Source organism: Nautilia lithotrophica (assembly GCF_054656815.1).
On the sequence record NZ_BAAHXN010000001.1, the window covers coordinates 770,334 to 791,618 of the forward strand.

Here is a 21,285-nt window from a genome sequence, read left to right on the forward strand (position 1 = left end):
TGAGAATTGAGAATTGAAAATGAAAAGAAAAAGAGCACTATATTAAACGATTTCCTAAACCGAAAACCTCTCTTTTATAAAAAAATTGATTTAAAAAGAATGCAAAACGCATACAACCTCATCAAAGATAAAATCAACATATCACCGGTCATTCATATAGTCGGAACAAACGGAAAAGGCTCTACGGGCAGATTTTTGGCACATACGCTGTTAAAAAAGGGGTTTAGTGTAGGACATTATACATCACCTCATATATTGAAATTCAACGAACGCATCTGGATAAACGGCAAATATATAAGTGATGAAAAACTTGAAGAGATTCATCAGAAACTACAAACTTTACTGCCTCAAAATGTATCTCTATCTTTGAGTTATTTCGAATACACTACCCTGCTTGCAGCCCTTGCTTTTGAAGGGCTTGATTATGTAATAATGGAAGCGGGACTTGGCGGAGAGTTTGACGCTACAAATGTATTTGACAAAAAAATTTCCCTTATTACCACTATTGATTACGACCATCAGGCGTTTTTGGGAAACACGATAGAAGAAATTGCAACTACCAAACTTAATTCAATAGATAAAGAAGCGATACTTGGAAAGCAAATACATAAAGAAATTGAAAATGTAAAATGTAAAATGAAAAATGAGGGTAAAAAAATCTATGATTATTCGGAGTTTTTCGAAAAAGAGGAAATTGAAAAATTAAAAAAAGAATTTAAGTTCGCGCCTTTTTTATTTGATAATTATCTATTGGCGATGAGTTTTTTAAAAAAAGAAAAAATATCATTCAGTATAAAAGATATAGATGATTTGATACTTCCCGGAAGAATGCAGGAAATTGAAAAAGATTTGTGGCTTGACGTGGGACACAATCCCCTTGCGGCAAAGGCTATTGTAAAAACACTTCCTAAAAAAGTAAATCTGGTGTATAACACCTACTCCGATAAAGACTATAAAGAAATACTAACTATTTTAAAACCCAAAATCAACAAACTTTATCTTATAAAAGTAGATAACGAAAGAATAGAAAATCCCAAAAACATTAAAAAAACGGCACTTGAGCTTGGAATTGAAGTAGAAGAATTTAAAGAAATTAAAAAACCAATGCTAATTTTCGGAAGCTTCAGCGTGGCGGAAGAATTTTTAAGGAGATATAGTGCAGGCAAAAGTATATGAATATCTGCAAAAACAAAAAACAAACATAATCACCCAATCCAAAAAAGAAGCGGATTTAGCGGGTGAGGTTTTTAAATACCTAAACATCCCTTATGTCGTATTTCCTGATTTCAGGGCTACTCTCGGGGATGATTTAAGAAGTTTCAGAAACGAGATTTTTGAATTAAACAACGCTCTTTTTAAATACTACAACAATAATTCGTTCTTTATTTCACCATATACGACAATCCTCAAAAAACTGCCTCATAAAAGATATTACCGCTCAATCGAAATAGAATTCGGAGACGACATTAACCTGAACGAGCTTAAAGAAAAGCTGATTTTATGGGGATACGAACATGTGGATATCGTAAGCGAAAAGGGAGAAGTCAGCTTCAGAGGCGACATATTCGACATATGGCCTATAAACTATGAAAAACCTGTAAGGGTTTCGCTTTTTGATACGGAAGTTGAAAGTATAAGAATATTTGAAGAAACAAATCAAAAAAGTATTGAAGAGATAGAAACGTTTACGATAATTCCGGCAATTGCGGCACTTGAAAAGGACGAATACGACAAAATTTTAGAGAAAATAAATTCAAGCGAATTTTCGGCGTTTTATAAAGACTTTTATTCTTTGGGATTTTGGTATCTTGAGAGGGAATATTTAAGTGGCTTTGCACTTTTAAACGACTTAACCCAGGAAATAGCGGAATATAAAGAGTTTCACAAAGAATTCAATCCTGAAATTGAAAAATCGCCTGTTATTCCAAACGGCAAATGCAAAGACATAAATGTCAAAAACATTAAAGAATTTTTAAACTTCCACAAAAACTCACACATTGAAATAATCGCCAAAAACGAAGTTTTGTTAAAAGAAGCGGATATTTTCGAAGAAGTCAGATTAAGAGCCCCGCTTATTAAATGGATACAGAGTGACGCGCATATAAATATCCAGTGTCCTGAGAAATACATCATTTCGCTAAACCCGCCTGAATTTGAAAAAAGAAAAAAAACAAACCTTGTATTGGATGAATTAAAAAAAGGTGACTTCGTAGTTCATGAAGCACACGGAATAGGTAAATTCAACGGACTTAAAAAAGTTGAAATCCTTGGGAAAATCGGTGAATATGCAGAAGTTCTATACGCAAACGACGACAAACTTTTACTGCCGGTTGAAAATTTAAACCTGATAGAAAAATACATTGCCCCGGGAGGTGTAATACCTACCCTTGATAAACTCGGAAAAGGATCTTTCGCCAAAAAACGTGAAAAAATAAAAGAAAAAATCCTTTCAATGGCAGCTGATATAATCAAACTTCAAGCCGAACGCCAGCTAATCGAGCCTATTCCTCTTAATTTTGAAGGCGTTAAAGAGTTTATTCAAAAAGCCCCTTTTGTGCATACGCCAGACCAGAAAAAAGCGATTAACGAAATACTTGAAGATTTCAAAACCAAAATAATGGATAGACTCTTAAGCGGAGATGTCGGATTCGGTAAAACGGAAGTGGCGATGGTTGCAAGTTTTGTAGTGGCAAATTCAGGCTACCAGGTGGCCGTAATAGCACCTACCACAATACTCGTAAACCAGCATTTTGAGAGTTTTAAAGAAAGGTTTAAAGATACGAACATAAAAATAGCCAAACTTGACAGATTCACTTCAGCCAAAGAGAAAAAGGAAATTGTAGAAAAAGTCAAAACCGGCGAAATAGACATAATCATATCAACACACGCGGGACTCAATATCGAATATAAAAATTTAGGGCTTGTCATTATAGACGAAGAACACAAATTCGGTGTAAAACAGAAAGAAAAACTAAAAGAAATATCCAAAAACGTGCACACTCTTTATATGTCCGCAACCCCTATTCCAAGAACGCTCAATATGGCACTCTCGCAGGTTAAGTCCATCTCAACCCTTGAAACCGCCCCTAAAGGCAAACAATCCACCAAAACATTTGTAAAAGAATGGAACGAAAACCTTATTAAAGAAGTGATTTTAAGGGAAATTAGAAGAGGCGGACAGATTTTTTATATATACAACAACATAGCCTACATCGAACAAAAGAAAAAAGAGATTCAAAACATCCTTCCGAATTTAAGAATCCTCGTATTACATGCAAAATTAACCCCAGCGCAAATTGAAAAAGGCCTTGTCGATTTTATAGCCGGAAAATACGATATGGCTCTTACAACCACAATAGTAGAAAGTGGGATTCACATTCCAAATGTTAATACCGTAATAGTTGAAAACGCCGACAAATTCGGAATAGCCGACCTTCACCAGATAAGAGGAAGGGTGGGACGCGGCAAACACGAAGGATACGCTTACTTTTTAGTTAAAAACAAAGACGAATTAAGTGAAGACGCAAAAAAAAGACTGCTCGCCCTTGAAGAAAACTCATTTCTTGGAAGCGGTCAGGTGCTTGCCATGAGGGATCTTGAAATCAGAGGCGGCGGAAATATACTCGGGGCCGAGCAGTCAGGGCAGATAAAAGGTGTGGGATATTCGATGTATGTAAAAATGCTTGAAGACACACTTAAAGAGCTCAGCGGCAAAAAAATAAAAGAGGAAGAAGTCGAAGTCAAACTAAACATCAATGCTTACATTTCTGATGAAGTTGTAAAAGAAGACAGATTAAGACTTGATCTTTATAAAAGACTCTCAATGTGTAAAACACTTCAAGACGTTTACGAAATAGAAAAAGAACTGATCGACAGATTTGGAAAACTCGATAAACCGACCCAAAATTTTATTGAAAAAATCAAAATAAAAGTTTTAGCCTCCCAAAAAGGCTTAAAATCTATTTCAAACTATGGCGAAAACATTACTTTTATCTACAACGACGACAAAAAAGAGTTTTTCAAAGCGGAAGCCAAAGACGATGAAATCATACTCGAAACAATACTTAAAAAGTTAAAAGTTAAAAATTAAAAGTGAAAAGTTGTGGTATAATTCAAATCAAATTTTTCACTTTAAACTTTCGCTTAAATGGAGAGTTGGCCGAGTGGTTGAAGGCGCACGCCTGGAACGCGTGTGTGGGTTAACGCCCACCGAGGGTTCGAATCCCTCACTCTCCGCCATTGAAAACAACACATATTAATTAGTGTCTGTCACTAAATAATTTGTAATCTCGTATTTTTTTATTTATGAACTATTTTTTCAATTCTTACATCACTTCCGAATATTTCTCTTACTTTGTTTATAACTTCTTCCGATTTGTCTTTTAATACCGATTCGGTCGGTTTGTTTTGAACTTGTGGCGTGAGTGTTATTTCATTTTTTTTTTCACATCTTATCGGTTCTATTTTTGTGCCTATTCCGAATATTTCATTTATAAGAGGCCTTATAACCGGTGAAAAAAATCTTTTAAACTGCTCTTTGCACATATCATCTGGGCAACTTTCCCAAACAAGAATGCCGTTTTCATATGAAATAAATTTCACGCTCGTTTCAAAACATACCCCAAGGTCAATGTCTTTTTCTTTTATTTTAACAATAAGCTTTTTAAACAGCTCTTCCGGTGATTTTTTAATTATTTCAGGTTCTTCTTTTGGTTTATATGTATCTAAGTTTATTTTTTGTTCAAAACTTTTTATCAAATCATCAATCTTATGAGGTTTAACAGCTTCACTCATTCTTAAAAACATCAACGTCAATACAAATTCGTTGTCGGTATTGTATTTGATAAGTTCCTTTACATCCGCCACTATATTAAAAAACCTCTGAACCGTAACTAACGGCAGACTTCCTTCAAACAATGCATCTTTTAGATAAATTATAACCTCATCCACGATTGATTCGATATCATAATCTTTAATTTCTGCCACTATTTCTTTAATTCTTTTTTTATCGCTGTTTTTTACAGCTTCAAAAATTTCATTTATTATTTCCGGATTGATAACCCCAAGCATTTCAACAACGCTGTCCAAATCAATTCTGCCTTTTGAAAAAGCGATAGCCTGATCTAAAAGGGTCAGCGAATCCCTTACACTTCCTTTTGCGGCTTTTATTATAAGTCTAAGGGCTTCTTCATCAAATTCGACATTTTCAATTGCCAAAATTTTAATTAAATAATTTTCAATTATGCTGTTTTTGATTTTATTAAACCTGAAATGCTGAACTCTGCTTAAAATTGTTGCAGGCAGTTTTAAAGGATCTGTTGTCGCCATTATAAATTTTACATACTCAGGCGGTTCTTCAAGAGTTTTCAAAAGTGCGTTAAACGCTTCGTTTGTAAGCATATGAACTTCATCAATTATAAATATTTTATATTTTCCCACACTCGGTTTGTATTTCGTATGCTCTATGAGCTCTCTTATATCTTCGATTTTACGATTGCTGGCTGCATCCATTTCAATAATATCTATATGGCGGTTTTCATTTGCCAAAAGACAATTTTCACACTCTTCGCAAGGATTGGAAGTAGGACCTTTTTCACATTGAAGGGCTTTGGCAAAAATTCTGGCGGTCGTAGTCTTTCCGGCACCTCTGAGTCCGGAAAAAAGATAAGCATGGGCAATTCTGTTTTTATCGAGAGAATTTACGAGTGTCTTTACAATAGCATCCTGTCCTATTATTTCTTCAAATCTTTTGGGTCTGTATTTTAAAGCTAAAACCAACAACAATCCCTTAATTATTTTTGAGATAAGATAGCTTCTATGATAGCATAAGCAACGCTGTCTTTATTTTCTAAAAAATCATTAGATAGCATATCATCAGTAAATTCATATTCAAAAAACGACTGGCTTTTTACAAATTCCTGTAAGTCAAAATTATTATTAATCAAAAAAAATTTATTAACTAAATTTCTTATATTTTCATCAACTTCTTCTCTTTCTATAAGATTTTTTAAATATTGAACTTCTTTATTGGCATTCGTTTTTAACAACTTACTTATAAAATTATACTTATCTTTATTACACCAGATCATATCGTTTTTGCAGTCCTTTAAACTTTAAGAATACTTTTAATAATTATATCCCGATATTAGAATAAAGTCAATTAAATAAAAATTACTTATTCAAAGTAAAAAAGCTATCAAGTAGATTTAGTGACAGACACCTATTAAAGCAAATGGTAGTGAGGGGGAGACTTGAACTCCCGACCTCCGGCTTATGAGACCGGCGCTCTAGCCAGCTGAGCTACCCCACCTCGTTTTGTGGATTGAAATTATAACCACTTTTAATTCAAATTTCAAGCAAAAATCACAAAAAACAGACAAAAAACTATTTAATTTTTTCACCTTTGTTCTAACCCAAACTTTTAAAGTTACTAAAAGTAACATATGAGTATTTATTTTTAATATAAAAATACTTAATTTTGGCAAGATGATATAATTGATAAAAAAAAGGAGAAAAAATGAAAATATTTAAAGGATTACTAAGCATAGCCGTTGCTGCAAGTATCTCTTTTGCGGCGGATTATGTAATTAAATTTTCACACGTAGTATCACCAAACACGCCAAAAGGTAAAGCTGCTGATTATTTTGCAAAAAGGGTTGCGGAACTTAGCCATGGAAAAATCAAGGTTGAAGTATATCCTAATGCACAGCTGTGTGGGGATAAAGTTGTTTTAAGAAAAATGAAATTTAATGCAGTTCAAATGGCGGCTCCGAGTTTCTCAAAATTCACGGGACTTGTTCCACAACTGGCTCTCTTTGACCTGCCGTTTTTATTCAATGATGCGGATCATTTGCATAAAGTGCTCGACGGGGAAGTAGGACAAAAACTTCTTGATTTGGTAAACAAAAAAGGTTATGTGGCACTTGCATATTGGGATAACGGATTTAAGCAGTTAACTGACTCTAAAAGACCTTTAATTAAACCTGAAGACGCAAAAGGCCTTAAGTTCAGAGTTATGAGTTCAAAAGTTTTAATAGAACAATTTAAAGCACTTGGCGCAATCCCTGTGGTATTACCTTTCTCTGAAGTTTATTCAGCTCTTCAACAAGGTGTTGTTGATGGACAGGAAAATACAATTTCAAACATTTACACTAAAAAATTTTATGAAGTTCAAAAATACATGACTATTTCTAATCATGGATATTTGGGATATATGGTTGTAGTAAGTAAAAAATTCTGGAACAAATTACCAGCAGATCTTAAAAAAGTTGTAAAACAAGCAATGAAAGAAGCTACTGAAAAAGAAAGAATTTGGGCAAAAGAGCTTAACGATTCACAATTTGCAAAAATCAAAGAATACGCGGATAAAACAGGAAAACTTCAAATTATAAAACTAACTAAAGAACAAAGACAGGCTTGGGTTAAAAAATTAAGAAGCATTTATCCGAAATTTTACGGAATGATTGGAAAAGACTTAATTGAAAAAGCTATTAAAGCCGGTGAATGAAAGCCTTGGATTTATTAGATAAAATCATAGGTTTAATTAATGAATTTATAGCCTCCTTCGGCATAGCCGCGGGAGTGCTTTTAGCTTTTATAAACGTTGTGGCAAGGTTTGTGTTTCATGAAGGAATAGACTGGGCGTTTGAGCTTACAAATTATTTATTTATTTGGTCTGCATTTTTCGGGGCAAGTTACTGCTTTAGGAAAGAGTGTCATATAAGGGTTACGATTCTTTTAGATATATTACCAGCAAAATTAGCTAAACTTTCTTCTCTTTTGGCACATTTAATTACACTTGCATATCTTCTCGCAGTAGCATATTATGGATATCTATTTATATTTGACCCAGATTTCGGTTTAAAAGCCAGTGGTGAAATCAGTGTTGATTTAAATATACCTATGTGGATTCCTTATATTGTTATCCCAATAGCTTTTATAACCGCAGCTTACAGAATTACCCAAAAAACAATCGAACTAATTAAAACACCAGCTGAAGAAGTTGTAACTAAAACGGAACACGAAATGATTATAGAAGAGATGGAACTTCAAATGAAAGAGGTGAAATAATGGTAGCAGGTGTGTTATTTGGGATATTTTTTCTTCTTTTATTTTTAAGTGTTCCGGTTGCGGTAGCCCTTGGCGCTTCTACTTTCATAACTTCATTTTTTTTTGAAGGTCCGGAAAGTTTAATTGATCTAGCAAGTGCGGTATTTAGTAAACTTGACAAATATGCACTAATGGCGATTCCTATGTTTATACTTGCCGGAAATTTATTAAGTAAAGGAAGCAGTGCTAAAAGAATTGTAGATTTTGCAAGAACTTTCGTAGGACATCTACCTGGAGGACTTCCTATTGCCGCAATTTTTGCAAGTATCATATTTGCCGCAGTATCTGGAAGTTCACCGGCAACTGTTGCGGCAATAGGTTCTATAATGTTTGGGGCTATTACAGCTGCTGGTTACCCAAAAAGCTATGCGGTAGGAACTATCACTGCGTCAGGTAGTCTTGGTATTCTTATTCCACCAAGTATTGTAATGATCATTTATGGTGTTACTGCGGAAGTCAGTATCGGAAAACTTTTCATCGCAGGTATAATCCCAGGACTGCTTATAGGCTTTATGCTTATGGCCGTTACGTATATAGGCGCTAAAAGACTTGGATTTAAAAAAACTACCCCCGCACCTTGGAGCGAAAAATGGAAAAAATTTAAAGAATCGTTCTGGGCACTTATGACCATCGTAATCATTATTGGTGGTATTTACGGAGGAATTTTCACTCCTACGGAAGCAGCCGCAGTGAGTGCAGTTTGGGCACTTTTTATTGCAATATTTATTTATAAAGATATAAAAATAAGTGAGCTTAAAATTGTATTTTTAGAAAGCGCAAAAACGAGTGCCATGATAATGTTTATTATTGCAAATGCATCTATTTTTGCATATTTTCTTACTCTTGAAAACATTCCACAGATGCTCAGTGATTTTGTGGTTCAAATGCATTTAAACAAAGTAATGTTTTTAGTTGCGGTAAATATTTTACTATTAATAGCCGGAAATTTTATGGAACCAAGCTCAATAATTATGATTATGGTTCCATTGCTTTTACCTGTAGCTACAATGCTTGGTATCGACCCTATTCATTTTGGCGTAATTATTACAATCAATATGGAACTCGGGATGCTAACGCCCCCTGTAGGATTAAACCTCTTTGTAGCAAGCGGTATAACCGGGCTGTCAATTAAAGAAGTGGTAAAAGCCGTAATGCCATGGTTTTTTGTAATTTTTGTCGGTCTGCTTCTAATTACTTATATTCCTCAGATATCCTTATGGCTTCCAGAAGTTATGATGGGTAATTAACCCTTTTTTTTCCCTTTTTTATATAAAAATTCTTTTTAATTATTTAATAAACTTTAATAATATTTTTTATATTAGTTTAGTATATGTGACTAAAAATATTTAAATTTTTCTATAAAAAATATTGACTTTTTAACTTTTTTCTATTATAATTTCGTCAGTTAAAATAAATAACTGCTAAAGGAGGCGGAAATGTTTAAACCTATAGGACTAAGAGTATTAGTAGAAAGAGTTGAAGAAGAAGCTAAAACTGCTAGTGGAATCATTATCCCTGATAATGCGAAAGAAAAACCACTTGAAGGAAAAATCGTAGCAATTTCTAAAGAAGTTGAAGAAGACGAAAACCTTCCTCTAAAAGAAGGTGATAAAGTAGTATTTGCAAAATATGCAGGAACTGATATAACAATTGACGGAAAAGAATATTTGGTATTAAATACTGACGATATTCTTGGAATTATAGAATAAGAAAGGAGGGGAATATGGCGGCAAAAGAAGTTGTATACAGCGATGTAGCAAGAAACGAATTATTAGCGGGTGTTGAAAAACTCGCAGACGCTGTTAGAGTAACTATGGGTCCAAAAGGTAGAAACGTTCTACTTCAAAGAAGTTTTGGAGCACCTCACATTACAAAAGACGGGGTGTCAGTAGCAAAAGAAATCGAACTTAAACATCCTGTAGAAAACATGGGTGCTCAATTAGTAAAAGAAGTTGCAAGTAAAACTGCTGATGAGGCGGGAGACGGAACAACAACAGCAACTGTTTTAGCACATGCTATTTTCAAAGAAGGTTTAAAATACATTACTGCCGGTGCGAACCCTGTAGCAGTTAAAAGAGGAATGGATAAGGCTGTTGAAGCAATAATTGCTGAACTTAAAAACATGAGCAAAACAGTTGAAAACAAAGAGCAAATTGCTCAGGTAGCAACAATTTCAGCAAACAACGACAAAAAAATCGGTGAGCTTATAGCTGAAGCTATGGATAAAGTTGGAAAAGATGGTGTAATTACTGTAGAAGAAGGAAAATCACTTCAAGACGAACTTGAAGTAGTTGAAGGTATGCAGTTTGACAGAGGTTACTTATCACCATATTTCGTAACTGATACTGAAAAAATGGTTGCTGAACTTAATGATGCATACATTTTACTATACGATAAAAAAATCAGCAATATGAAAGATTTATTACCATTACTTGAGCAAATGGTTCAAGCTGGAAACAAACCATTATTAATCATTGCTGAAGATGTTGAAGGTGAAGCACTTGCAACACTTGTAGTTAATAAATTAAGAGGTGTTCTAAACGTATGTGCTGTTAAAGCACCTGGATTTGGTGATAGAAGAAAAGCAATGCTTCAAGATATCGCAATTCTAACAGGCGGACAAGTAATTTCAGAAGAGCTTGGTAGAACACTTGAAAGCGCAACATTAGCAGACCTTGGACAGGCTGGAAGAGTTGTAGTAGATAAAGAAAACACTACAATTGTTGATGGTAGAGGTGACAAAGCGGCTATTGAAGCAAGAATTGCTCAAATCAAAAAAGAAATTGAAGAGACAACAAGCGATTATGACAGAGAAAAATTACAAGAAAGACTTGCAAAATTAAGCGGTGGTGTTGCTGTAATCAAAGTTGGTGCGGCAACTGAAACTGAAATGAAAGAGAAAAAAGACAGAGTTGACGACGCACTTAGCGCAACTAAAGCTGCTGTTGAAGAAGGAATCGTAATCGGTGGTGGTGCGGCAATTCTTAAAGCTGCAGCAAAAATCAGTGTAAATGTAGAAGACGCTGATGAAAAAATCGGTGTAGATATTGTAAAACAAGCTGTAAAAGCACCTATCAAACAAATTGCTAAAAACGCAGGATATGAGCCTGGAATCGTTGCTATGAAAGTTGAAGAAGCTGATGAAAACACAGGATTCAATGCGGCTACAGGTGAGTATGTAGATATGTTTGAAGCTGGAATTATCGACCCTACAAAAGTTGAAAGAATTGCACTTCAAAATGCTGTATCAGTAGGAAGCCTGCTTCTTACAACTGAAGCGGCGGTAACAGAAGTTCCTGAAGAAAAACCGGCTGCAGCAGCACCTGACATGGGTGGAATGGGTGGAATGGGAATGATGTAATTCCCATTCTTGTTTCTTTTTTATTTTTCACAAGATAGTGTCTGTCACCAGATGTTTAAATTTGTTTTTTATTATTTAATTTATTCTTTTAATAAACATTGGTTAATATAAATATTTTGTTCATTTTTAAGTTAAAAAATTACACATTTATTTTTACAAATCCAAACTTTACAATCATTACAAAACTTTAATTATCTTTTTATAAATTTTTTCATACATATCAATAAGCAAGACTTTACACCTCTAAATATAGTGCCAGACACTAATAGTTATAAAAATAAAAAAAGAAAGAAAATTAATCTCTTCTTTCTTTAATTCTTGCTTTTTTACCAGTTTTTCCTCTTAGATAGTAAAGTTTAGCTCTTCTTACTTTACCTTTTCTAACAACTTCGATTCCTGCAATACTTTCGCTGTATAGAGGGAAAATTCTTTCAATACCAATATTGTTTGCACCGATTTTTCTTACTGTGAAAGTTTTTCCAGCACCTCTACCTTTTATTGCAATTACAACACCTTCAAAGTTCTGAATTCTTTTTTTGTCACCTTCTTTAATTTCAACTGCCACTCTTACAGTATCTCCTGGTCTGAATTCAGGAATTTCTTTACCTTCGATTTGCTTAGCTTCAAACGCTTCAATGTATTTGTTAATCATACTATCTCCTTTGTGCCATTGGCCGTCCCCGGCATTCACACTTAATTTTGAAGTGAAATTATACCAAAAAATTTAAAAAGAGATAAATTGAAAACCAAACACCCTATCAAAAAACCATAAAACCGATAAAATTATTGCAACAAAATTCAATAAATTATAAATTTTATTTTCTTTTTTAATTAAATAATATAAAATAGGACCTATACTTAATATAATAATTATCTGACCTATTTCAACACCCAAATTAAAACCCAACACTATTTTTATAAAATTATTAAAATCAATATGAATATCTCTTACGGCTTCCGAAAAAGCAAAACCATGCACAAAACCAAACAAAAATGCTATAAGCCACTCTTTTTTGTAATTAACAGCATGATAAATATTATTTAATGCTGTTAAAAATATTGTTAACGCTATAAGTATTTCAATGAAATTTGGATTTATTTCAACAATATTAAAAGCACTGGCCATTAAAGATACAGAATGTGAAATACTAAAAGCTGTTGCAATAATCAAAATAGATTTTAAAGAATCTTTAAAAGACAATGAAAACATAATAGCCGGAAGCAGCAACGTCAAAAGAAAAGTTATATGGTCAAATCCGTGAATAATATGTAGAATTCCCAATAAAACAAAATCATTAAATGAAGTTTTTTCATCCATCTCAAGTATCTTTATTCTATTTTGAGGATTGAAGTTCATTATATATTCTTTATTGCCATCTAAAACTTTTAAAACACCTGTTTGCGTGTTGTCTTCTTTAAAAAACATGTCAAATCTTATTTTTAAAAAATCATAGTTTTTACATTTCAGGTAAAAATATTCATCAATTACTATTTCGTTATTCACTTTAAAATCGATTAACTTTAATTTACATCCCTTTATAATTAAATGTTTTTTGGTGTAATTTGCTATTTCTTTTTTGAAATCCGATATTTCTTTTTCATTTTCAAATTCTTTTGAAAATACCTTTTCAATGTTATAAGAAACAAATCTTAAATGAAATATTTTACTTGATAAATTAAAATCCATTTTAGTTAAATTTAACGGATGAGCAAAAACATATACACCAATCAAAATAAATAATATTTTCCTCAACAAGTTACACCCTTTTTAATTTTCAAAATTATACTTTATATTTTTTTATTAATTTTAGTTGGACTATCAATTAATTTGATATAATTTCCCATATAAAGGGGAGAGATGTATGATATAGAAATGATAAATGAACTTAAAAAACTTAATTTATTGTTTGTTGATGATAATGAAACAATTATTGAACTTGGAAAAGCCTTATTTTCTAAATTATTTAAATCTATTAAAATAGCTTCTAATGGAAAAGAAGCTTCAGAAATTTTAAAAAACAATAACATCGATATAGTAATAACAGATATTAATATGCCTAAAATAAATGGATTTGAACTGGCCAAACAAATTAAAAAAAATCATCCTGATATAATAGTAGTTTTTCTTTCCGCCTTTTTTGATACTGATACTTTATTAAAAGCAATTGATTTAGATATTGATGGCTTTTTACTAAAACCTTTTGATCTAAGTAAATTTTTTTCAACAATGAAAAATATCCTATCTTATAAAATAGAATTACAAAAACAGATAAATTTATTACAACAATATAAAAACATTGTGGATGAAAGTTTAATAGTTTCAAAAACAGATTTAAATGGTATTATAACTTATGTAAATGATGCATTTGTAGAAATATCTGGATTTAAAAGAGAGGAATTAATAGGTCAACCCCATAACATTGTAAGACATCCAGACATGAAAAAGGAAGTATTTAAAGATCTATGGAATACGATTTTAAATAAAAAAACATGGAAAGGTTTAATTAAAAATCGCAAAAAAAATGGAGAAGCTTATTATGTAGAAACTATTGTAAAGCCCATTTTTGATAATAATGGCAATATTAAAGAATTTATTGCATTAAGAAAAGATGTAACAAATTATATCAACGCTGAAAAACTCATAAATGATAAGTTACAACTATTAAAAGAAGCTTTATTGGTTCTTATAAAAATTGATAATTTTCATAACATAAAACTCATATACGATGAAGATACCATTGTAAAGCTCAAAATAAGACTTTTAAAAAGAGTTAAAAATTTACTTAAAAAGTATTTTAAAAATATTGAAGAATACGATATTCAAGAAGGTATTTTCGGATTTTTAATAGAAAAATTCTCAAAAGAATCACTAAATGATATTTTTAATAAAATAGTAAAAAATGTATTAAATTACCCTATTATTATTAATGGCTTTGAATATTATCCACTAATTAAAATAAGTTATGCATATGGAAAAACACACTTATATGAAAATGCTATTAGTGGTTTTGATGAAATAGAAAACTCTGAAAAACGAGTGATTTTAGCAAATGGTTTATGTGCTAAGAAAAAAGTAGAAATTTTAAAAAATATGGAAATTTTAAAAACAATAAAATATGCTTTAAAACATAATAAAGTTATTTCACTTTTTCAGCCAATTATTGATAATTCTACAAAAAAAATCATAAAGTATGAATCTTTAGTAAGAATTATAAACGAATCTGGTGATATTTTAACTCCTTATCATTTTTTAGAAATTGCTAAACAAGCTGGACTCTATAGTAATATAACAATAAAAGTTCTTGAAAATACATTTAAAATTTTTCAAGATAAACAAATACCAATTTCTATAAACCTCTCACCTAGTGACATTCTAATTGAATCTATTAGAAATCAAATTTATTCTCTTTTAGAAAGATTCGAACCCGAAAAGGGCATGATAACTTTTGAATTACTCGAAGATGAAATAATACAATTCGAACATACAATGACTGAATTTATAAAAAAAGTTACAGCTTTGAATGCAGAAATAGCTATTGATGATTTTGGAAGTGGATATTCAAATTTTACAAGAATCATTGAAGCAAAAGCTGATATTATAAAAATTGATGGAATATTAATAAAAGATATAGATAAAGATAAAACAAAACAAGATATAGTTGAAGCAATCGTAAACTTTGCAAAAAAAGAAAATAAAAAAACGGTTGCTGAATTTGTTGAAAATGAAGAAATTTTCAATACAATCAAAAAGTTAAAAGTAGATTATTCTCAAGGATATTATTTCAGTAAACCATTATTATCAATGGAAATTAAATCTGGCCTATGAAATTTCGTTTTAAAAGCAGAAAGTTTAGTTTGCCATTCTTTAATTTTTGAGTGATTACCACTTTTTAAAATTTCCGGCACATCACCTGTTTTTGAAAACTGAGGAGGTTCAAGAAGTGAATTTTCAAAGCTTTCACCTTTTAATGACTCTTCATTACCCAATACGCCTTTTACATTTCTCAAAACCGCATCAGCTATAACCAAAGCACCAAGTTCACCACCAGTTAATATATAATCTCCTATGCTCAAGACTTCATCAGCAAAATCCTCTATAAGCCTTTCATCAAAGCCTTCATACCTTCCACACACTAATATTAAAACATCTTCATTTGCAAGTCTTATTGCATCCTTTTGATTAAACATCTTCCCTACCGGAGTTAAAAATATTACTTTTGAATTATTATGTTTTGATTTTAAATCATTTAAGCAATCCCTAAGAGCAATATTATCTATAATCATACCTGCTCCGCCACCTGTCAATGGTGTATCTACTCTTTTATATTTATTATTTGAATATTCTCTGAAATTTACAAATTCTATTTCAAAAATATTTTTATCAATCGCTTTTTTCAAAATCGAATCTTTAAAATAACAACTGATTATATCGGGAAAAAGTGTAACGAAAATAAGTTTCATAGCAGCGAATCGAGTATCTCTTTTGCACCGTTAGCTTCAATTTTTTTATTTTCTACATCCACATCTTTTACGTGTCTTTTAAAATCAATCAAAAATCTCTTAGGATATTTTTTTTCAATTAATTCTGGGTTAGTGTTTATTACAAGATAATCGGCTTCGTTTGCTCTTTCTATCTCTTTAACACGCCCAAGTAGCTCACCTTCTTCATATACTTCACAGCCTATAATATCAAACCAGAAATATTCATTTTCTTTAAGTTTAATATCTTCTTTTGTCTGTTCTTTAGTAGTATAAAGCATTCTATTAGTAAGCTTTTTCGCATCTTCCGGCGTATCGATGCCTTTAAATTTAACAAGTCCTCTTTTTAAATCAATTTTTTCGATAGTAAGGTCTATTTTATCGGAAGGAAAAGTTTTCCCACTTTTAAATTGTTCAGGAAAGTCAGTTAAAAGGTGGATTTTTTGCCACCCTTTAATTCCGTAGCTTTTACCTATTTTTGCAATAGGAATTTTATTCATCTTCTGTTTTTACCGTTATTTTATAATTTTTATTTTCTTTTGCTCTACATCCACTAATCACGGTTTTTATGGCTTTTACCATTGAGCCCTCTTTGCCTATAATTCTACCTACATCGGCTTTTTTTGCATATATAATTATTTCGTCAAAATCCTCATGAGGAATTACCTCAACTCTGACATGCTCAGGCTCAAATGCTAATAGTTTAGCAAACTCGGTTACAAAATCAACAACCATTAAGCGTTGTTTTCCTCTGCTATTTTTTTAAGTTTAGTAACTCTTTCGCTCATTTTTGCACCAACACCTAACCAATAGTTAAGTCTGTCAAGATCTAATTTTACAGTTGCAGGTTCAGTCATAGGATTGTAATATCCAATTGATTCAATCCATCCAGAATCTCTTCTTTTTCTGCTATCGGTTACAACTATTCTGTAAAAAGGTCTCTTTTTTCTACCAAATCTTGCTAATCTTACTTTTACCACGTTTACTCCTTAATTTATTTTGTTTAATCCCGCCCAAACCTACCCATATACAAATTAATTCGGAATTTTAATATATTATTTAGGAAAATTCAAGCCCTGAGTCATTTTCATAAGCTCATTCATATTAGGCATTTTTTTACCTGCAAATTTTTTAGCCATTTTTGCCGCATTTTGAAATTGTTTATTAATTCTATTTATTTCCTGAACGCTAAGTCCGGCACCTTGAGCTATTCTTCTTCTTCTGCTCGCACTCTCCTTAATAAGTTCAGGATTTTGTCTCTCTTTTGGAGTCATCGAACTAATCATTGCTTTTATTTTTTTAATTTCGGCAGAATTTTCCAAATCAATATCTCCAAGCTGTTTAAGCATATTACCCATACCAGGTATCATACTAAGCAAATTTTTCATACTTCCGAGTTTTTTCATCTGCTCAAGCTGATTTAAAAAATCTTCATAATTAAACTTACCTTTTTTAAGTTTTTTAGTCAGTTTTTTAGCCTCTTTTTCATCAATTATTGCGGAAGTTTTTTCAACTAACCCTTCAATATCCCCTGCCCCCATTATACGGCTTACTATTCTGTCCGGAACGAAAACTTCGATATCTTGAACTTTTTCTCCGGTTCCTAAAAATCTTAAAGGTTTTCCTACCTGGTGTGCAATACTTAAAGCCACACCACCTTTTGCATCACCATCATATTTTGTAAGAATAACGCCTGTTATATCAAGTTTTTCATCAAATTGTTTGGCAGTATTTAATGCATCCTTACCTGTAAGAGAATCAGCTACATAAAATATTTCATGCGGATTTACCTCTTCTTTAATTTTTACAAGCTCATTCATAAGTTCGTCATCAATTGCAAGACGTCCTGCGGTATCTATTAAAACAACGTCATAAAACTTCTCTTTTGCTTCTTCAACGCCTTTTTTTGCTATTTCCACTGGATCTTTTGAATTTTCATCGTAAAATATATCAAGCCCGTTTTGCTCTGCTAATTGTTTAAGCTGTTCTACGGCTGCAAGTCTTTGAAGGTCTGCGGCAACCATTAAAACTTTTTTCTTTTTGAATTGTTTTAAATAATTAGCAAGTTTGGCGGTGGTAGTTGTTTTACCGCTTCCCTGAAGACCTGTCATAAGAACGATGGTAGGTGGTTTTGATGCATATACAAATCCGTAATTACCAGGAGCCGTTAAAATTTTAGTTAAGGCCTTATCAAGGGCTTTTAAAAAGTTAGCCTTCCCTATCCCTGCTCTTTTTGTTTCAATTTCAACTTCTCTTAGCAGATCCTTAACCACTTTAAAATGAACATCTGCTTTTAAAAGATTCTTTTTAAGTTCGTCAAGAGCCTTCTTAAGTGCCTTTTCGTCATCTTTCATTCTTATTTTATTAATGGCGCTTTTAAAGCCGTCGCTTATCTTGTCAAACATACTTCTCCTTTAACTATTTCTTCTTTTTCTTCTTATAATTATTTACTTCTTCCTGCATTTTAAAATCACTCGGTTCCGGTGAGACAAAATTATAATCAAATATCTTAAATTTATGGTGATGAAGCATTACCCTTTTAAAAGGTTCACCTCCGTATTTTTCATCACCCAAAATCGGATGTTCTACAGCTCTTAAATGTGCTCTTATCTGATGGGTTCTACCGGTGTGGATTATTGCTTTTACTTTCGATTTGGTTCTAAACGCCAAAATCGGCTCAACTTCCGTTACGGCGTCTTCTCCGTCTTTTGATATCTTTGCAAGTGCTCCGCTTTTTGTTTTTATTACTTTAATTGGAAGGTCTATTTTCATGGGTTCAGCCACAATACCACTCACCCATGCAATATACTCTTTATAAACATTGTATTTTTTAAATTCTTCTATTGCCATTTTTTTAAATTTTTCGTTTTTAACTAAAATCAAAACACCGCTTGTTTCTTTATCCAATCTGTGAAGAAGTTCATGTTTAAACATTTTAGATATTTCTTCACTAGTTATATAAGGGGGTTTGTCTATTGCTATTAAATTCTCATCTTCAAAAATTTTTTTGGGTTTTGGAAATTTTAATACTTTAAATTTAGTATTTACGGGAAGTAGCCCTCTTGCAATTTTTACCTTTTTATCTTTTGCATAAACAAGTCCTCTGTCTATTAGCTCTTTTGCGGCCCTGTTTGAAATACCTTCTTGTTTTGCCAAAAGAATATAAGCTTTTTCGTTCATTTTAACCTTTTTTGTTGAAATTATAACAAATAAAAAATTTTTCTTATATTTTTGTAAAAACATTATTTAATATATAAACGCAATCAAAAAATTGTTATAATATTGTTATAAATTTTATTTATATTAAGCTTTCTTTAAGGAAAAAAGAGTTAATATACTGATTGAGAATGAATTAATATTCATTCGAATATAAAAGGGGAAGATATGAAACTCAAAACATCTGTATTTATCGCACTTGCTCTATCGACGCAACTTTACGCAATAAGCCCCTATATCGACGGATACAGGGCATATATAAGATACGTAAAGCATATCCCAAAATATGGCATAAAAGCTCCTGAACTTTTGAAAAAATTAAATGTTCACAACGAAGAAGATTTACTAAATTTATTTAAAGACGATGCAAAGCCGCTAATTGAAAAAACCAGACAATTTAACCCAAAAGCTGCTGAAGGTTTGGAAAAAATAATCAAAAGAGGCAAACTCAAACAACTAAAAGTATTCCTTTTCAATGTTTTAAATGGTCAGATACCGGCCGGATGTATGTAATTAAATTAACTTATAATTAACATTTTTGTTGTGTAGTTTAAAGTTTTTTTATTATAATTTTCGCTGTTTAATTTTCGGGTTTCATTCTTCCCCGGAAAAAATAAAAAACAATTAAGGAGATAAAATGAAAAAATTACTACTTTCAGCTACAGTAGTTGCAGGACTATTTGCAGCACCTACTATCGATAGTTTACAAAAACAAATCAATGACTTACAACAACAATTAAAAGAATTAAAAGCAAAACAGACTGAACAAAACGACAGATATTATAAAAAAGTTGCTCCTATCGTAGCAAATAACCATCTATTCTGGAGTTACGATTTAAGAACAACTTATGACCATATCTCTCAAAGAGTTTCTGAATGGATGGATTCTTTACATAATTTACATCCTGAAAAAACTTATACTAACAATATTTTAACTAACAGAGTAATTTTAACTGGTGTAGCTAAACCAAGTGACAATTTAAAAGGAACAATCAAAATTGAAGCTAATAATATCTATGGTATGAACGATGAAAATGGTCCATGGCAAAATACACCATGGTTCGCAAACGAAACACCTGATGATGTTACTGTAAGGGTTAAAGAAGCTTTCTTTAATTACTATTTCGGTGATGATTTCATGTTTAGTGCTGGAAGAAGACCAGCTACAAACGGGTATCCTGCAAACTTAAGAGAAGGTGACAATCCAAATTCACCGCTTGCACATTTAATTAATATGGAATTTGACGGATTCAGTTTCAAAATCGGAAATGGTGAATTTTCAAAAATTTCTGATAGTTTTGGTGATTGGGGAACTTGGTTTAAAGTTTGTGCCGGAAGAGGATACTCAAGTTCAACAGGTAAATTCAATGACAATTTAGGAAGAAATTATGCAAAAGCTGCTCTTGATAATATGGATTTTGCTGGATTTATTTTCGTTCCTTATGACAACGGACAATATTCTTTATGGACTGAAACAGTTTGGGCTTGGCATGTTCAAGGTTATGAGTTAAATATGACTAAGAATGAAAAAACAATGAGAGATTTTGGTAACTATTTTGGTGAAAACGTTATATTCAAAGCTGATGGAATTGGTGATGGAATTAGCGATTTCTTGGATGATACAAAAGCATTTATTTCTTATGGATACAGCAAAACTTCTACAAATGGGCAAAACGCTTATATCAATACACCTTCAGGCAATATTGCAGCTAAATCACATACTGGTCATAGTATTTGGATTGGTGCTGATATGCCTGGATTTAATGACGGAGACAGATTTGGAATTAGTTATGTAAAAGGTAGCAAATATTGGAGAAACTTTACATATGGTGAAGATACATTAGTAGGAAGCATCGCATCTGTAAGAGGTAAGGCTGTAGATGTTTACTATAACACTGAAATCATTCCACATCTAACAGCAGGACTTAGATATACATACATTAAATATGATTATCCTGGAAGTGACGGGTTCTTTGGTATGATGATGGATCCAGACACATATACAGCATATAAAATGCCTTATGTTAAAAAAGCATCAGATATTAGAGCGTTTATTAGATATAACTTCTAATATTTTTAATAATTAACATAAATTTAACTTATAAGTGCCTTTTGGCACT

20 protein-coding genes and 2 tRNA genes are annotated in these 21,285 nt (G+C 31.9%); 11 read left to right on the top strand and 11 right to left on the bottom strand.

Annotation, left to right across the window (positions count from 1 at the left end; all coding sequences use genetic code 11):
* Positions 1-6 precede the first annotated feature (6 nt).
* The 3 genes from ACYQ19_RS03945 to ACYQ19_RS03955 all read left to right on the top strand — a co-directional run bounded on the left by ACYQ19_RS03945 (position 7) and on the right by ACYQ19_RS03955 (position 4,239).
* Positions 7-1,176 (top strand): bifunctional folylpolyglutamate synthase/dihydrofolate synthase, encoded by a 1,170-nt coding sequence (locus ACYQ19_RS03945; RefSeq protein WP_459978120.1) that lies wholly within the window; start codon positions 7-9, stop codon positions 1,174-1,176.
* A complete protein-coding gene (gene mfd, locus ACYQ19_RS03950) occupies positions 1,157-4,090 on the top strand; it encodes a transcription-repair coupling factor (RefSeq protein ID WP_459978121.1) in 2,934 nt (977 codons plus the stop codon). The genes ACYQ19_RS03945 and mfd overlap by 20 nt, the downstream gene beginning before the upstream one ends.
* Before the next feature lie 59 nt (positions 4,091-4,149).
* Positions 4,150-4,239, top strand: a tRNA-Ser gene (locus ACYQ19_RS03955).
* A 60-nt stretch (positions 4,240-4,299) separates the two neighbouring features.
* Here the strand turns inward: ACYQ19_RS03955 and ACYQ19_RS03960 are convergent.
* The 3 genes from ACYQ19_RS03960 to ACYQ19_RS03970 all read right to left on the bottom strand — a co-directional run bounded on the left by ACYQ19_RS03960 (position 4,300) and on the right by ACYQ19_RS03970 (position 6,310).
* On the bottom strand, positions 4,300-5,778 hold the full coding sequence (locus ACYQ19_RS03960) for a DNA polymerase III subunit gamma/tau (RefSeq protein ID WP_459978122.1): 1,479 nt from the start codon (positions 5,776-5,778) through the stop codon (positions 4,300-4,302).
* A 14-nt stretch (positions 5,779-5,792) separates the two neighbouring features.
* Positions 5,793-6,089, bottom strand: coding sequence for a hypothetical protein (locus ACYQ19_RS03965; protein WP_459978123.1), 297 nt, complete (start codon positions 6,087-6,089; stop codon positions 5,793-5,795).
* Between the two features lie 144 nt (positions 6,090-6,233).
* A tRNA-Met gene (locus ACYQ19_RS03970) sits at positions 6,234-6,310 on the bottom strand.
* Between the two features lie 207 nt (positions 6,311-6,517).
* Here ACYQ19_RS03970 and ACYQ19_RS03975 point away from each other — a divergent pair.
* From ACYQ19_RS03975 to groL, 5 genes are all read left to right on the top strand, one after another.
* The gene (locus tag ACYQ19_RS03975) at positions 6,518-7,507 is read left to right on the top strand and encodes a TRAP transporter substrate-binding protein (protein ID WP_459978124.1); all 990 of its coding nucleotides are present in this window, start codon (positions 6,518-6,520) and stop codon (positions 7,505-7,507) included.
* The gene (locus ACYQ19_RS03980; RefSeq protein ID WP_459978125.1) at positions 7,504-8,070 is read left to right on the top strand and encodes a TRAP transporter small permease; all 567 of its coding nucleotides are present in this window, start codon (positions 7,504-7,506) and stop codon (positions 8,068-8,070) included. Before ACYQ19_RS03975 ends, ACYQ19_RS03980 begins: the two co-directional genes overlap by 4 nt.
* Positions 8,070-9,356 (top strand): TRAP transporter large permease, encoded by a 1,287-nt coding sequence (locus tag ACYQ19_RS03985; protein WP_459978126.1) that lies wholly within the window; start codon positions 8,070-8,072, stop codon positions 9,354-9,356. The genes ACYQ19_RS03980 and ACYQ19_RS03985 overlap by 1 nt, the downstream gene beginning before the upstream one ends.
* A gap of 189 nt (positions 9,357-9,545) precedes the next feature.
* On the top strand, positions 9,546-9,818 hold the full coding sequence (gene groES, locus ACYQ19_RS03990; RefSeq protein WP_459978127.1) for a co-chaperone GroES: 273 nt from the start codon (positions 9,546-9,548) through the stop codon (positions 9,816-9,818).
* Between the two features lie 14 nt (positions 9,819-9,832).
* Complete coding sequence (groL, locus tag ACYQ19_RS03995) at positions 9,833-11,470, top strand: chaperonin GroEL (RefSeq protein WP_459978128.1); 1,638 nt, start codon at positions 9,833-9,835, stop codon at positions 11,468-11,470.
* 295 nt (positions 11,471-11,765) lie between these two features.
* Here the strand turns inward: groL and rplS are convergent, their stop codons facing one another.
* Both rplS and ACYQ19_RS04005 read right to left on the bottom strand, forming a co-directional pair.
* A complete protein-coding gene (gene rplS / locus ACYQ19_RS04000) occupies positions 11,766-12,122 on the bottom strand; it encodes a 50S ribosomal protein L19 (RefSeq protein WP_459978129.1) in 357 nt (118 codons plus the stop codon).
* A 72-nt stretch (positions 12,123-12,194) separates the two neighbouring features.
* Entirely contained in the window at positions 12,195-13,223 is a 1,029-nt protein-coding gene (locus ACYQ19_RS04005; RefSeq protein WP_459978130.1) for a HupE/UreJ family protein, read from the bottom strand.
* Positions 13,224-13,328: 105 nt separating this feature from the next.
* On the opposite strand from ACYQ19_RS04005, the gene ACYQ19_RS04010 reads away from it, so the two are divergent.
* A complete protein-coding gene (locus ACYQ19_RS04010; RefSeq protein ID WP_459978131.1) occupies positions 13,329-15,296 on the top strand; it encodes an EAL domain-containing response regulator in 1,968 nt (655 codons plus the stop codon).
* Here ACYQ19_RS04010 and trmD read toward each other — a convergent pair.
* From trmD to ACYQ19_RS04040, 6 genes are all read right to left on the bottom strand, one after another.
* The gene (gene trmD / locus ACYQ19_RS04015; protein WP_459978132.1) at positions 15,248-15,931 is read right to left on the bottom strand and encodes a tRNA (guanosine(37)-N1)-methyltransferase TrmD; all 684 of its coding nucleotides are present in this window, start codon (positions 15,929-15,931) and stop codon (positions 15,248-15,250) included. The genes ACYQ19_RS04010 and trmD overlap by 49 nt on opposite strands.
* Positions 15,928-16,449 carry a ribosome maturation factor RimM gene (gene rimM, locus ACYQ19_RS04020; RefSeq protein ID WP_459978133.1) on the bottom strand — a complete coding sequence of 174 codons (522 nt, stop codon included), beginning with the start codon at positions 16,447-16,449 and terminating at the stop codon, positions 15,928-15,930. Before rimM ends, trmD begins: the two co-directional genes overlap by 4 nt.
* Positions 16,442-16,684, bottom strand: coding sequence for a KH domain-containing protein (locus ACYQ19_RS04025; protein WP_459978134.1), 243 nt, complete (start codon positions 16,682-16,684; stop codon positions 16,442-16,444). The genes rimM and ACYQ19_RS04025 overlap by 8 nt, the downstream gene beginning before the upstream one ends.
* Positions 16,684-16,929, bottom strand: a complete 246-nt coding sequence (gene rpsP, locus ACYQ19_RS04030; protein WP_459978135.1) for a 30S ribosomal protein S16 — start codon at positions 16,927-16,929, stop codon at positions 16,684-16,686. The genes ACYQ19_RS04025 and rpsP overlap by 1 nt, the downstream gene beginning before the upstream one ends.
* Positions 16,930-17,004: 75 nt before the next feature.
* The gene (gene ffh / locus ACYQ19_RS04035; RefSeq protein ID WP_459978136.1) at positions 17,005-18,354 is read right to left on the bottom strand and encodes a signal recognition particle protein; all 1,350 of its coding nucleotides are present in this window, start codon (positions 18,352-18,354) and stop codon (positions 17,005-17,007) included.
* Positions 18,355-18,367: 13 nt separating this feature from the next.
* Positions 18,368-19,129: an RluA family pseudouridine synthase gene (locus ACYQ19_RS04040; protein ID WP_459978137.1), complete on the bottom strand. Its 762-nt coding sequence runs from the start codon at positions 19,127-19,129 to the stop codon at positions 18,368-18,370.
* A 204-nt stretch (positions 19,130-19,333) separates the two neighbouring features.
* On the opposite strand from ACYQ19_RS04040, the gene ACYQ19_RS04045 reads away from it, so the two are divergent.
* Positions 19,334-19,678 carry a hypothetical protein gene (locus ACYQ19_RS04045; RefSeq protein ID WP_459978138.1) on the top strand — a complete coding sequence of 115 codons (345 nt, stop codon included), beginning with the start codon at positions 19,334-19,336 and terminating at the stop codon, positions 19,676-19,678.
* Between the two features lie 124 nt (positions 19,679-19,802).
* Positions 19,803-21,236 carry a DUF3373 family protein gene (locus ACYQ19_RS04050; protein WP_459978139.1) on the top strand — a complete coding sequence of 478 codons (1,434 nt, stop codon included), beginning with the start codon at positions 19,803-19,805 and terminating at the stop codon, positions 21,234-21,236.
* Positions 21,237-21,285 lie beyond the last annotated feature (49 nt).

Bases quoted from the DNA above. Each gene is read 5' to 3' on its own strand.
- ACYQ19_RS03965 (WP_459978123.1), bottom strand. From the start codon at position 6,089: ATGATCTGGTGTAATAAAGATAAGTATAATTTTATAAGTAAGTTGTTA.
- ACYQ19_RS03975 (WP_459978124.1), top strand. From the start codon at position 6,518: ATGAAAATATTTAAAGGATTACTAAGCATAGCCGTTGCTGCAAGTATC.
- ACYQ19_RS03980 (WP_459978125.1), top strand. From the start codon at position 7,504: ATGAAAGCCTTGGATTTATTAGATAAAATCATAGGTTTAATTAATGAA.
- ACYQ19_RS03985 (WP_459978126.1), top strand. From the start codon at position 8,070: ATGGTAGCAGGTGTGTTATTTGGGATATTTTTTCTTCTTTTATTTTTA.
- groES (WP_459978127.1), top strand. From the start codon at position 9,546: ATGTTTAAACCTATAGGACTAAGAGTATTAGTAGAAAGAGTTGAAGAA.
- groL (WP_459978128.1), top strand. From the start codon at position 9,833: ATGGCGGCAAAAGAAGTTGTATACAGCGATGTAGCAAGAAACGAATTA.
- rplS (WP_459978129.1), bottom strand. From the start codon at position 12,122: ATGATTAACAAATACATTGAAGCGTTTGAAGCTAAGCAAATCGAAGGT.
- ACYQ19_RS04010 (WP_459978131.1), top strand. From the start codon at position 13,329: ATGTATGATATAGAAATGATAAATGAACTTAAAAAACTTAATTTATTG.
- trmD (WP_459978132.1), bottom strand. From the start codon at position 15,931: ATGAAACTTATTTTCGTTACACTTTTTCCCGATATAATCAGTTGTTAT.
- rimM (WP_459978133.1), bottom strand. From the start codon at position 16,449: ATGAATAAAATTCCTATTGCAAAAATAGGTAAAAGCTACGGAATTAAA.
- ACYQ19_RS04025 (WP_459978134.1), bottom strand. From the start codon at position 16,684: ATGGTTGTTGATTTTGTAACCGAGTTTGCTAAACTATTAGCATTTGAG.
- ffh (WP_459978136.1), bottom strand. From the start codon at position 18,354: ATGTTTGACAAGATAAGCGACGGCTTTAAAAGCGCCATTAATAAAATA.
- ACYQ19_RS04040 (WP_459978137.1), bottom strand. From the start codon at position 19,129: ATGAACGAAAAAGCTTATATTCTTTTGGCAAAACAAGAAGGTATTTCA.
- ACYQ19_RS04045 (WP_459978138.1), top strand. From the start codon at position 19,334: ATGAAACTCAAAACATCTGTATTTATCGCACTTGCTCTATCGACGCAA.
- ACYQ19_RS04050 (WP_459978139.1), top strand. From the start codon at position 19,803: ATGAAAAAATTACTACTTTCAGCTACAGTAGTTGCAGGACTATTTGCA.